Annotated in this window: 10 protein-coding genes; 2 read left to right on the top strand and 8 right to left on the bottom strand. The window is 60.2% G+C overall.

What is annotated here, in order from left to right:
• Window positions 1-117: 117 nt before the first annotated feature.
• On the top strand, window positions 118-1,794 hold the full coding sequence (locus KUV81_RS03640) for a cyanophycinase (protein WP_222542483.1): 1,677 nt from the start codon (window positions 118-120) through the stop codon (window positions 1,792-1,794).
• 65 nt (window positions 1,795-1,859) lie between these two features.
• Here the strand turns inward: KUV81_RS03640 and KUV81_RS03635 are convergent, their stop codons facing one another.
• The gene (locus tag KUV81_RS03635) at window positions 1,860-2,189 is read right to left on the bottom strand and encodes a DUF6665 family protein (protein ID WP_222542482.1); all 330 of its coding nucleotides are present in this window, start codon (window positions 2,187-2,189) and stop codon (window positions 1,860-1,862) included.
• Window positions 2,190-2,717: 528 nt separating this feature from the next.
• On the opposite strand from KUV81_RS03635, the gene fusA reads away from it, so the two are divergent.
• Window positions 2,718-4,808, top strand: a complete 2,091-nt coding sequence (gene fusA / locus KUV81_RS03630) for an elongation factor G (protein WP_222542481.1) — start codon at window positions 2,718-2,720, stop codon at window positions 4,806-4,808.
• Between the two features lie 452 nt (window positions 4,809-5,260).
• Here fusA and KUV81_RS03625 read toward each other — a convergent pair whose 3' ends face one another.
• From KUV81_RS03625 to KUV81_RS03595, 7 genes are all read right to left on the bottom strand, one after another.
• Complete coding sequence (locus KUV81_RS03625; RefSeq protein ID WP_222542480.1) at window positions 5,261-6,364, bottom strand: hypothetical protein; 1,104 nt, start codon at window positions 6,362-6,364, stop codon at window positions 5,261-5,263.
• A 538-nt stretch (window positions 6,365-6,902) separates the two neighbouring features.
• The gene (locus KUV81_RS03620; protein ID WP_222542479.1) at window positions 6,903-8,591 is read right to left on the bottom strand and encodes a Na(+)/H(+) antiporter subunit D; all 1,689 of its coding nucleotides are present in this window, start codon (window positions 8,589-8,591) and stop codon (window positions 6,903-6,905) included.
• Window positions 8,584-8,868, bottom strand: a complete 285-nt coding sequence (locus KUV81_RS03615; protein ID WP_222542478.1) for a hypothetical protein — start codon at window positions 8,866-8,868, stop codon at window positions 8,584-8,586. Before KUV81_RS03615 ends, KUV81_RS03620 begins: the two co-directional genes overlap by 8 nt.
• On the bottom strand, window positions 8,858-10,327 hold the full coding sequence (locus KUV81_RS03610) for a proton-conducting transporter membrane subunit (RefSeq protein ID WP_222542477.1): 1,470 nt from the start codon (window positions 10,325-10,327) through the stop codon (window positions 8,858-8,860). The genes KUV81_RS03615 and KUV81_RS03610 overlap by 11 nt, the downstream gene beginning before the upstream one ends.
• Complete coding sequence (locus KUV81_RS03605) at window positions 10,324-11,796, bottom strand: monovalent cation/H+ antiporter subunit D family protein (protein WP_222542476.1); 1,473 nt, start codon at window positions 11,794-11,796, stop codon at window positions 10,324-10,326. The genes KUV81_RS03610 and KUV81_RS03605 overlap by 4 nt, the downstream gene beginning before the upstream one ends.
• Window positions 11,790-12,155, bottom strand: coding sequence for a cation:proton antiporter subunit C (locus KUV81_RS03600; protein ID WP_222542475.1), 366 nt, complete (start codon window positions 12,153-12,155; stop codon window positions 11,790-11,792). Before KUV81_RS03600 ends, KUV81_RS03605 begins: the two co-directional genes overlap by 7 nt.
• The gene (locus KUV81_RS03595; protein ID WP_409995544.1) at window positions 12,155-13,105 is read right to left on the bottom strand and encodes a DUF4040 domain-containing protein; all 951 of its coding nucleotides are present in this window, start codon (window positions 13,103-13,105) and stop codon (window positions 12,155-12,157) included. Before KUV81_RS03595 ends, KUV81_RS03600 begins: the two co-directional genes overlap by 1 nt.
• Window positions 13,106-13,130: the final 25 nt, after the last annotated feature.

Below are 13,130 nucleotides of genomic sequence, written 5' to 3'. Positions count from 1 at the left end.
AATGGGGCCGCTCGGGCCCGGCTTTTTTAACGAATACCCGCTTCTTGACCGGAATGTCAAGAGCATGTTACCGCCTAGTAATAACGGTATAACTCACGCTAAGTATTGGAACGCAAAGTGAATAAGTATTCATTATGGATGGCCGCCCTGGGGATGGGGTTAGGCCTGCTGATCGCCCCACAACACGCCCAGGCGCGCACCCTGTTTCTGGTGGGCGGCGGCATGCAAAGCTGCGCCAGCCAAAACCTCAAGGCCTGCGAGCGCGGCGCGCTGGATCCCCTGGCGCTGCGCCAGTCCCGCACCCAGCTCAAGGTGGCCCTGACCCCGGCGGCCCTCGACCGCGCCACCGGCACCGAGCACTGGCCCAGTGCCGAGGCAGCACGGCAGGCGCGCCGTCACCTGGCGACAGTGGCCGAAGCCCAAGGCAGCGATCCCATCAGCAAGGCCGATTTTACCGACGCCCTGCGGGACAGCGAGGCCGGTGAGCAGTGGTATCAGGGGCTGTCCGACGCCCAGTGGTACACCCTGGTGGACCGCCTCGAGGCGATTCAAACCGACCGCTACGGCCAGCGTCTGGAGGAGCGGGTGTTCCTGGAGGCCAACCGAGACCCCCACACGCCAGAGCTGGTTAACCGCTTTGCCGCGCTGGCCGCCCAGGCCGGCGGCAAGACCCAGCCCGGCAAACACCCCGTTCTGGTGGTGATGACCAGCAGCGCCCGGGACCCCTTCGAGGCCCGGGACTTCTACCAGGGCCTGTTCGCCAGCACCGGTGCCGAGGTGCACTGGCTGCCCCTGGACGCCAGCGTGCAATCCGCCCGCCGTGCCCACGAGTGCCGCAACCTGGAGCGGCATCGTCAGCAGGTGCAGGGCAACGCCGACCGGGCCCGAGTCTATCCCCAGCTGGCGGCGGCCCAACAGCAGCTGTGCATCCAGCCCCAGTCCGGACTGGACCTGCTGGCCCGGGCCGATGGCCTGTTCATCAACGGCGGCGACCAGTGGCTGACCTGGCAGGCCCTGCGCGCCCCGGACGGCACCCCCAGCGACGAGCTGACCCTGATTGCCCGTCGGGTGGCCGAAGGCCGCCTGGTGGTGGGGGGCACCAGTGCCGGCACCGCGGTGCAGGCGGGCCCGGTGATGATCACCAACGGCAGCAACGCCAGCGCCCTGCTCACCGGCCCCACCGCCGCGCCGCCACCGGCCCGGGATTGCGACGGCAGCGCCGCCTGTCGGGGGCTTCAAGGCGACAGCCTGACCTACGAGCCCCTGGGGGGCCTGGGGCTGTTCGAGTCTGGGATCACCGACACCCACTTTACCGAGCGAGGCCGTCAACTGCGCCTGGCCCGCCTGGCCGCGCACAGCGGACAGGCCCTGGCGGTGGGGGTGGATGAGAACACCGCGCTGATTGTCCAGAGTGAACGCTGGCAGGTGCTGGGTCAGGCGGGGGTGTGGGTGTGGCAGACTCCGGGCACCACCCACTACCTGCAGCCGGGGGACGAAGCCCAGTGGCGGGATGGGACGCTTTCCGTCGCCCTGGCCAACCCCATCAAGGAGGGCCACCACGACGAGAATGCCCCCCTGGTGCGCGCCCTTTCGCTTGAGAACGCGGATTATCGCCGCCTGGCCGATGCCCTGTGCCAAAGCACCCAGCAGCAGACCCTGGGGCAGATCACCCTGGGCGAGCGACGCTTCGGTGCGCTGCTGACGGTAAACGAGGAGAGTGAATTTGGCCGCGGGCCATCGGGCCACTGCAGCTACAAGAACCTGTCGCTGAAGGTGGGGGCCGTGGGGGAGTAACGGTGTACCCCACCGCCCTGCCCCACTGAATGACTATGCGGCCCCGATGCTTAGTGTCGGGGCGCTCAGTGGGGGGTGGGTTTGGCGGATTTGGGCCGGCTGCCCTCCCCCAGGTGGGTCAAGGCTTCGGCGGGGACATCAAATTCGCGCACGATGGCGTCGAGATTGTGGTCCACAAAGCCCACAAATTCCCGCTGCATCTGCAGTTGCCACAGCCGCTCGGTCACCCTGGCCAGGGCCGCGTCCCGCCGCGGATGGTTGCGGGCCAGCGCCCGATACTCGACTATGGCTTCCCTCAGCGCCTTGCCAGAACGGCCCAGCGCCGAGCTTTGCTCGCGCATCAGCTCCCGTTCGATGCCCACTTGCTGCTGTTCGCGCATTTTCCGTACGCTCATGGTCGCTCCTTGCCGTGGCCTGATGTGGCGACAATTTAACCTTAGCAAGGTGCAGGAATCGGGGGTTGATGCGGCGCAAAGTTGCCGCGATTTGACGCCCAATCGACGCCGATTTCGCTTCTCGACCGGCCCCATCCGCTGGGGAAAATGGCCCTGGGCAGAAGCGAACAACATCAAGGCGTTGCGATGGTTTGATCCCAGGGGGACAGCTCCCCCTAAACCTTGGCTTGTCATGGAGTTAAAAGCCGCTACAATGCCACGGCGTTCAACGAATGGGCACGGCCCATTTTGACAGGCAAGAATTTCCGTTCTGACCGCATTCGCATCAGACGCAGCGCGGCCTACACTTACCCCTCGCCAGCACCCAATCGCACCGCGTTAACGCCTGCGCAGAGGCGCCGGGGGGCCAGGCTTCGTAGTGACAAGTGACAGGAGCTCCAACGGGGTAACGCGAAGGTTTCGTAAACCCCGGGGATTCCTGTATACTACCGCGCAATTTTGTTTGACCCTGACCAATAGAGTACAAAAATGGCAGACCTTTCCAAGTACCGTAACATCGGTATCTTCGCCCACGTAGATGCCGGTAAGACCACCACCACCGAGCGGATCCTGAAGCTGACCGGTAAAATCCACAAAACCGGCGAAGTTCATGATGGTGCCGCCACCACTGACTTTATGGAGCAGGAAGCTGAGCGTGGTATTACCATTCAGTCCGCTGCGACCACCTGTTTCTGGAACGACCACCGCCTGAACATCATCGACACCCCCGGGCACGTTGATTTCACCGTGGAAGTGTACCGTTCTCTGAAAGTACTGGACGGCGGTGTTGGCGTATTCTGTGGTTCCGGCGGCGTTGAGCCCCAGTCCGAAACCAACTGGCGCTACGCGAACGAATCCGAAGTTGCTCGTCTGATCTTCGTGAACAAGCTGGACCGTATGGGTGCCGACTTCTACCGCGTTGTAGACCAGGTGAAGAACGTCCTGGGCGCTCGTCCCCTGGTGATGGCTCTGCCCATCGGCATCGAAGACGACTTCAAAGGCGTTGTAGACGTACTGTCTCAGAAAGCCTACATCTGGGACGACTCCGGTCTGCCCGAGAACTACGAAGTTGTAGACATCCCGGCCGAGATGGTTGACGACGCTGCCGCTTACCGCGAAGAGCTGATCGAAACCGCTCTGGAAGCCGACGAAGATCTGCTGATGGAGTACCTGGAAGAAGGCACCGAGCCCTCCCTGGAGGACATCAAGCGTTGCATCCGTCAAGGTACCCGTGACCTGATGTTCTTCCCCACTTACTGTGGTTCTGCATTCAAGAACAAGGGTATCCAGCTGGTTCTGGACGCCGTTGTTGACTACCTGCCGTCCCCGACCGACGTGCCGCCTCAGCCGCTGACCGACAAAGAAACCGGTGAGCCGACTGGCGAAGTGGCCACCGTGTCCGCCGACGAGCCGCTGCGTGCCCTGGCGTTCAAGATCATGGACGACCGTTTCGGCGCCCTGACCTTCATCCGCATCTACTCCGGTGTGATGGAGAAGGGTATGACCATCCTGAACTCCGCCACCGGCAAAACCGAGCGTATCGGCCGTATGGTTGAGATGCACGCGGATGACCGTACTGAACTGACCCGCGCCCAGGCCGGTGACATCATCGCCGTTGTTGGCATGAAGAACGTGCAGACCGGTCACACCCTGTGTGACGTGAAGCACGAGTGCACCCTGGAGCCGATGATTTTCCCCGAGCCGGTGATCTCCATCGCCGTTGAGCCGAAGGACAAGGGTTCCGTTGAGAAGATGGGCATCGCCATCGGTAAGATGGTTGCTGAAGATCCGTCCTTCGTGGTTGAGACCGACGAAGAGTCCGGCCAGACCATCCTGAAGGGCATGGGCGAACTGCACCTGGACATCAAAGTAGACATCCTGAAGCGTACCTACGGCGTTGAGCTGGTAGTGGGTCAGCCGCAGGTAGCCTACCGCGAAACCATCACCGCCCCCATCGAAGACAGCTACACCCACAAGAAGCAGTCTGGTGGTTCCGGTCAGTTCGGTAAGATCGACTACCGCATCAAGCCTGGCGAGCAGGGCACTGGCTTCAAGTTCGCCTCCACTGTTGTGGGTGGTAACGTACCGAAGGAATTCTGGCCTGCCATTGAGAAAGGCTTCGCCGGCATGATGGAAACTGGCCCGCTGGCTGGCTTCCCGGTTCTGGACGTTGAAGTTGAGCTGTACGACGGTGCATTCCACGCCGTTGACTCCTCCGCTGTAGCGTTCGAAATCGCCGCTAAGGGCGCCTTCCGTCAGTCCATGCCGAAAGCCTCTCCGCAGCTGCTGGAGCCGGTGATGAAGGTAGACGTATTCACTCCGGAAGATCACGTTGGTGACGTTATCGGTGACCTGAACCGTCGTCGCGGCATGATCAAGGACCAGGAAGCTGGCGTAACCGGCGTTCGCATCAAGGCCGACGTACCCCTGGCCGAGATGTTCGGTTACATCGGTCACCTGCGTACCATGACCTCCGGCCGTGGCCAGTTCTCCATGGAGTTCAGCCACTACGCCCAGTGCCCGGCCAACGTTGCCGAAGCCGTTATCGCTGAAGCCAAAGAGAAGAAAGCCAACAAGTAATTGTTGAGCCCTTCCAGGCAGTAAGCAGTAAAAACCCCGATGACTTGGTCATCGGGGTTTTTTGATGCTTTGAATAGGTAGGCTTCATGCATGGGTCGGTGAACATGCCTCTGTCTTTACCGAGGTAACTCTACATTTTGGGCAAATTGCAGCCCTGTGGAAGCGCCAATCTTCAAATACGCCTTGGTTAAATTCAGCTAAAAGCTGGTCAAGACATACTACCTAGCCGCACCAAATCTGCTTATCGCCCAGCCCAAACCAATAGAATTGAATAGTTTCAGCAGCGATCTAGCGGCACTGAACACCGCCGACCGGCCAGCACGAAAAGGCTGGACGCTTCTACTAGTTAGATCTAGACATTCGAGTCATAGACTAGGTCATGCTAAAACTTGGGCCACCTTCGAGTAGTAGTCAGCAGGTCGTTTCAATCACTCTGACCCCTTTAGCTGTGCTCATCTCTTGATGCAAGCAGTTAATTGAACGTATGGTGCGTTGGTTCCATCCTTAAAGGACATAGAAGCTGGATTATTTGGATTAGTGGTTGTTAGAGTTTTTGGATAGTCATCAAAAGCGCTACCACCTCCGGAATGATATTGAGCCGGAGTCCTCTGAAATACGTTTAGAATATCGTGGGTATGATTTCCAGTCGGACGGTTTTCTCTATCATTTAGAGCGCTTCCTACAACAGCACCAAGATTGCCCCCGGCAACTAATCCTACAGCATATCGCCCTCTTAATTCGGTGTATTCTGTCCAACCAGCCGGACAGGGAGGTTCACCAGAAAAGAAGGCTATCACACCTTTCGGAACAAGAGACCCACTATTACTCAGAGAATTTATTTGTGACCTTATTTCATTAATTGCATCCTCATATCCCAAAACATCTACTCCGGTCAAATTCCCTTCGGAAGTCTGCATTGTTACTTGTATAGTACTTTCTGATGGCTTAATACAGCTAAATACAATTTCTGACGATTCTGTTTCGAATGGTATTTGTTCATTATTGCATCTCACATTATTTTCGGGAAATAACCCCAACTTCTGAACGGTAAAGTTTGCATCCCCACCTGTTTTAACATTTCTAGCGTTAATGGCGAATGTTGCTAGGTTTCTACCTGGTACTATCCATGCGGTAAATCCAACATCCCGACTAGTTAGTTCAATGCATCTTACGAAAGCTTGAGCGATAGTAGAACTCGCGACTTCAAGATGCTGCAAATAACCAAATTTGGAGACTAAGCTGTCGAAGGATATCGACAAATATTTATTCCTTCGGTCTCCATAATTTTGCTGAGTGGATGAACCACCTAAAGCAACATCAATTATATCTATAACATTCACACCTATCTCAGCTCCAGAAGACTTCGCTTTTTCCCAACTATCGAACTCCTGACTAGCGATCAAATTATAGGTTTGAGTGAATTTCTGTCTGTTAGTAAATGTCGAGTATTTATCATGAACACCGGCCTTAAGAATAGGATCACATACCGAAGCACTTACTCCAGTAGAAATAAAGAACAAAGATAGGATGAAAATAACTTGATTTAGCTTTCTCATGGACAAATCACTCCCGCTCATAACAGTTAGACATTAGAAGCCAGTTTATTAAACAACTAGCACTAGAGGCCTATAATCAGCTGGATTGCATATATTTAAGTTATTGTAGTTGTACCGTGCTATATGTTTCTCTTGAATTGAATATATTGAGTGAAGTGTGGGCGTATCAAAAGGGGATTCTTCTCTCACTTCCTTATAGCTAGAACTAGCACATCTAAGCACTTACTGGCCACTCTGACATCATCAGAAAGTCATATTTAAAACAGCTGCTTAATATGCCGGCGGACTAGGAAGCACGGCAATCTTTTCATAGATGTTTAGGGATCAAAATTATTGAATTTACGGGCATTCGCTCTTGCCGTACCAATGGTCGCTCATTCATGCACCTCTGCAACGGACTCAAGCACAGCGCATATCGCATAGCGACCTGCCGACAAGAAATCATATCGGATAGCTAATCACCCTCACGAATAAATCACCATCCAATATCAAATGACTCAACAACCCTTCCCCACTTTCCTCTAGCCGCCCAAACCACTCAAGGCAGAAAACTCAGCACCAGATATCCCGCCAAGATCACCGCGACCCAGATCACCATGGAGCCTGAGAGGCGGTTGCCAGCCAGGGCGCCGGAGGGGACGTGGGTGGCCAGGTAGTGGCGCAGCCAGGCGAAGCCGGCCATGGCCTTGGCGCGCAGCGCGGCATCCCAGCGCCACAGTTGGGCCAGGGTGCCGGTCAGCGCCCGTCGGCCGAGGCCGCGGTAGAGCCAGTCGGCGTCGAGGTTGACGGAGGGCAGCTCCGGGGGATAGAGCTTTTTGAGGTTCAGCCAAACGAAGGCCAACGCGGAGAAGAACAGCAACTGGGTCTGGGCCAGCACGTGGGTGGCGTCGTAGGGCCAGTAGCCGGTATCAAAGGGCAACAGGGCATAGAGGGTGGCCGGATAGATGCCGATGGCCAGACAGAGCGCCGCGGCGATGGTCATGGCCATCAGCATATTGCCCGGCGGGTCCTGGGCGCGCAGGCCGCTGTCGTGGGCAAAGAAGGCAAAATAAGGGATCTTGATGCCCGCGTGGTGGAACACGCCGGCGGAGGCGAACAGCAGCATCAACCACACCCCGTGATACCCCTCCATCAGCGCCGCACTCATCACCATGGATTTACTGACAAAGCCACTGAACAGGGGGAAGGCGGAGATGGAGGCCGCGCCGATGATGCACAGCACCGTGGTCTTGGGCATGGTCTTGTAGAGGCCCCCCAGGCGCGAGCCGTCGATGCGGCCAGTCATCTGCAGCACCGCCCCCATGGACATGAACAAGAGCCCTTTAAAGATGATGTCGTTAAAGGCGTGGGACACCGCACCGTTGAGCGCCAGTTCGGTGCCGATCCCCACCCCCACCACCATAAAGCCCACCTGGTTAATCAGGCTGTAGGCCAACACCCGGCGCAGATCGTTCTCAATCACCGCGTAGAAGATGGGGAAGCAGGTCATGGCGGCGCCGACGTACACCAGAATCTCGGTGCCCGGGTAGCCGCGCACCAGGGCGTAGAGGGCCACCTTGGTGGTAAAGGCACTTAGGAACACGGTGCCGGTGGGGGTGGACTCGGGGTAGGCGTCGATCAGCCAGCTGTGCAGCATGGGGAAAGCGCATTTGATGCCAAAGGCCAGCAGCAGCAGAGCACCGGCCAGGCTGTTCAGGCCCAGGTAGTCAAACTGCAAGCTCCCGGTGCTTTGGTAGTGCAGCAGCGCGCCGGCCAGCAGGAACAAACCGGAAACCACCTGCACCACCAGATAGCGGAAGCCGGCCCGGTAGGCCCGCTCGCTGCGTCCGGCCCACACCAGGGCCACGGAGGAGAGCGCCATCGCCTCCCAGAACAGAAAGAGGCTCAGCAAATCGCCGGCAAACACCGCCCCCAGCGCGGCGCCGCTGTAGGCCAGCCCCGCCACCTGCTGAAGCGTATCCTTCACGTGCAGGGCAAAGAGCACCGCCAAGGCCGCGGCGATGTGGAACACCAGGCCAAAGATGCGACTCAAGGCGTCGCTGCGATAGAGCTCCAACTCCAACCCCATCAGGGAGACCGGCCAGTGATTGCCCTCCCCCGCCTGCCACATCAGTACACCACTGAAAATGGGCACCGCCAGGGCGATCACTGTGCGCACCGGCCCGCGAGTGACGGCCACCAGGGCCGCCCCGAGGAAGAAGATCAGGAAGGGCGGCCACTCAATCATCCTCGCCCTCCTTGGCGCTGTCGCCCTCCAGACGGTCGTAGTAGTCCTCGTCGCGCATCAGGAAGCTGCGCATCCACTTGGCGATGAGCACCAGCACCACGCAGCCGACAAAGCCGTAGAGCGGGTAGAAGCCCCACAGACGCTCGAAGGCGTGCTCAACGTGACGGTGGATCACAAAGTCCAGGGCCAGCAGCACGGCGCAGCAGGCGTAAAGCCCGTACAAGATCTTCTGCACGCTGCCGGGGCGCTCCAGCCAGGGGGTGCGTTCAGGGGCCATGATCACCTCCGGCGCCCGGCGCTGCCGCCCGGGCCAGTTCAAACAGGACATCGGGGAAGAAGAACAGCCACAGCGTGGCGCCGGCGGTCAACAGCAGCGCCAGCAGCGCCGGCCAGGGGGCTTCCCCCCCCTCCCGGGGCGTATCCTCACCCGGACTTTTACCCCAGAACGCGCGCACCGGGATGGGCAGCAGATAGCCGATATTCAACAAGGTGCTCAGCATCAGCACCGCCACCAGGGCCCACTGCGCCGTATCCAGGGCGCCGGCGACCAGCAGCCACTTGCTCCAGGTGCCGCCGGTGGGGGGCAGGCCGATGATGCTGAGGCTGCCAATCAAAAACGCCGTCATGGTCAGGGGCATGCGCCGCCCAAGGCCACCCAGCTGACTGACCTCAGTCTTGTGGCTGGCCACCAGGATGGCGCCGGCGCAGAAAAACAGGGTGATCTTGCCAAAGGCGTGAGCGGCGATCTGCATCGCCCCGGCCACCACCCCGGCCTGAGTGGCCAGCAAGGCGCCGATGGTGACGTAACCCAGCTGGCTGACCGTGGAGTAGGCCAGCCGCTTTTTCAGGTTGTCTTGGCGCATCGCCACCAAGGAGGCCAGCAGCACCGAGGCGGCGGCCAGGTAGAGGAGGTAAGGCGTGACGGCCAGCTGAGCCACCGTCTCCACGCCAAAGAGGTACACCACCACTTTGAGCACGCTGAACACCCCGGCTTTCACCACGGCCACGGCGTGCAGCAGCGCACTGACCGGCGTCGGTGCCACCATGGCCGCCGGCAGCCAGCGATGAAAGGGCATCAGTGCCGCCTTGCCGATGCCGAACAGGTAGAGCAGCAGCAACAGCCCCAACACCCCCTGCCCCACGCCATCGTCAAACACGCCGCCGGCGCGGAAATCCAGGTGGCCCACCAGGGCGTAAGTGCCCAACATGGCCAGCAGGAAGAAGGCGATGGAGGTGAACAGCAAAAGCCCCAGATAGGTGCGCCCGCCTTTGCGGGCCTTGTCGGTGCCGGCGTGAGTCACCAGGGGGTAGGTGGAGAGGGTCAGCACCTCATAGAAGATAAAGAGCGTCAGCAGGTTGTCGGCAAAGGCCACCCCCATCACCCCGCCAATGGCGATGGCGAAGCAGGCGTAGAAGCGGGTCTGGTTGTGCTCGTTGTGGCTGCGCATGTAACCGATGGCGTAGAGGGTGGTCACCGGCCACAGCCCCGCCGCCACCAGGGCGAACAGCAGCCCCAACGGCTCCACCGAGAAGGCGATGGGCAATCCGGGGAAGGCGCTGGGGCCGGAGAGGGCCTCCACGCCAACACCAAGGGGATAGAGCAGCGTCACCAGCGCAAAGAGCACCGCCCCGGCGATCAGCGCCAGGCCGTCCCGCAGGTTGGGCCAGCGGCCGGTCAGCACGATGCCCAGGGCGGTGAGCCAGGGCAGCAGCAGAATGATCAACAGCGGGCTCATGGCGTGGCCCCCATCAGTTGATCCGCCGCCAGGGTGGCGGCCCCCAGGGTAAAGTCGGTGTCGATGCCGAAGTAGAGGTTGGCGAGCACCAGAAGCCAGGTGGGCCCCAGAATCGACCAGGGCGCCTCTTCACGCTCACAGCGCTCGTCACCCTTGAAGTAGGCCACCTCCGCCACCTTCCACAGGTAGATCACCGCCAGCAGCGAGCCCAAGAGCACCGCCACCGCCACCGGCCACCAGCCCCGCTCCAGCATCGCCAGCACCAGATACCACTTGCTGACAAAGCCCACGGTCAGAGGCACGCCCACCAGGCTGAGGCCCCCCACGACGATGGCTCCCATAGTCCAGGGCATGCGCCGGCCCAGGCCGGCAAAGTGGCTCATTTCGGCGCTGCCGGTGCGGTACACCACCGCCGCCAGGGCCAGGAACAAGGCGCCCTTCATCAGGGCGTGATTGAACAGGTGCAGCAGGGTGGCCACTAGCCCCATGTGGCTGGCGACGCTGAAGCCCAGGATCATGTAGCCGATCTGCGCCACCGAGGAGTAGGCGAACAGCCGCTTGACGTTGTCCTGGTAGATGGCCGCCAGCGAGGCGGCGAACACCCCCACCAGGCCCAGGATCAGGTGGATCTCCTGCAGCGGCAGGTGGTCGAAACTGAAGGTGAAACCGTAGACGGTGAAGACAAAGCGCAGCAGCACATAGACCGCCACCTTGGTGGCCGTGGCCGCCAGGAAGGTGGTCACCATCGAGGGGGCGAAGGCGTAGGCGTTAGGCAGCCACAGGTGCAGCGGGAAGAGCGCCAACTTGAGGCACACCCCCACCAGCACAAAGGCGAAGGCGGTGTAGACGGTCTTGGTGTAGGCCACCTGGGGCAGGCGGTCGGCGAGATCTGCCATATTGAGGGTGCCGGTCATCATGTAGAGCAGCCCCACCCCAATCAGGATAAAGGTGGCGCCGATGGTGCCCATGATGAGGTACTGGTAGGCCGCCCACAGGGCCCGGCGGTCCTGGCCCAGGGCGATAAGCGCGTAGGAGGCCAGGGAAGAGATCTCGAGGAAAACAAAGAGGTTAAAGGCATCGCCGGTGGCCAGAATGCCCAGAAGCCCCGCCAGAGCCAGCAAGAAGAGTATGTAAAAAGGGCCCTGGCGATGCAGGGGAATTTCCCGCTCCACGCTGTCGCGGGAGGCTAGGATCACCACAAAAGCCATGGCGGTGACCAGCACCATCAAAAAGGCGTTCAGGGCATCGATGCGGTACTCAATCCCCCAAGGAGCCTGCCAGCCGCCCAGGGCGTAGCTCCAGGGGCCCAGCACCGAGATGCGGTGCCATAGCAGCATGCTGATCCCGAAGGCCAGGGTGCAGACGGTCAGGGTGAAGGTGCTGATAAGCCGCGGCCGGGCCAGGAACAGCGCGCTGGGGGCCGCCATCAGCGGCAGGATCACCTGGAGAATGGGCAGATGGTTCAACATTGCCGGTCATCCTCCTTTTGAATTTCATCCTCTTCGATGGAGCCATAGGCTTCTTTGATGCGCACCACCAGGGCCAGGCCCAGGGCAGTGGTGGCCACCCCCACCACGATGGCGGTGAGGATCAGCACATGGGGCAGCGGGTTGGAGAAGAGTCCGTACTCCGGCTCCAGGATGGGGGCGGTGCCCCCCTCGACGTTGCCCATGCTGATGTAGAGGATGAACACCGAGGTCTGAAACAGACTGAGCCCCATCAGCTTCTTCACCAGGTTGCCCTGGGCAATCACGATGTAGAAGCCGATCATCATCAGCACCACCACGATCCAGTAGTTGTACTGGGACAACAAAGAGAGCAACGCCATCACTCCGTCTCCTTGTCGATACGGCCGCTGAAGGTAAAGAAGATGAGGATCATCACCGAGGCAACGGTGATCCCCACCCCAAGCTCCACCAGAAGGATGCCGATGTGCTGGCCCACCAGGGCCTCCTCCGCCAGGGCGCGGTAATCGAGAAAGGCCCGCCCCTGGGCCAGGGAAACCAGGCCCACGCCGCCATAGAGCAGCACCCCGCAGGCGGCCAGGATGCGAAACGCCGTGGTGGGAAAGAGCGCCATGGCCTGGTCCAGGCCGAACACCATGGCATAGAGGATGACGGCCGCGGCGAAGATCACCCCGGCCTGGAAGCCCCCGCCGGGGCCAAAGTCCCCGTGAAACTGCACGTAGAGGGCGAACAGCATGATGGGTGGGATCAGCAGCTTGCCCACCACGCCGAGAATGGGAAAATGGCGCATCGACAGCGCCCGGGTGGGATAGTGGCGCCGATTGAGGCCTAAAAGGGCCAGCACCGCCACCCCGGCGGTGAAGATCACCAGGGTTTCCCCGAAGGTGTCGTAACCCCGATAACTGGCCAGCACCGAGGTCACCACATTGGGCACCCCCACCTCTTCCAGAGAGTCCTCCAGGTAGTGGGGGGCGACGTGTTCCTGGGCCGGAGCGTTGGGGTCACCAAAGGGCGGCATGTCCACGATGCCAAAGAGCAGCAAGGTGCCGGTCACCGTCACCACCGCCAGGGCCATGCGCGGCTGTTGCATCTGGCGCTTCTCGAAGCGGCCGGTGAGGGTCAAGGTGGCCAGCATCAACAAGGTGGCAATCCCCGCTCCCACCGCAGCCTCGGTGAAGGCCACGTCCACCGCGTCCATCAAGACAAAGAAGGAGGCCGAAACCAGGCTGTAGATGCCGGTGAGCATGACGCAGGCGAACAGATCCCGGGTGCGCACCAAAGCAATGGCGATAAGCACCAGAAACGTCAGCAAAACTATGTCGATGACCAGTTCGATG

Origin of the sequence: Ferrimonas balearica (genome assembly GCF_019802085.1) — a bacterium.
Lineage (GTDB): Bacteria > Pseudomonadota > Gammaproteobacteria > Enterobacterales > Shewanellaceae > Ferrimonas > Ferrimonas balearica_B.
Note: the sequence above shows the minus strand (reverse complement) of the source record. Positions and strands in the feature narration are given on the sequence as shown.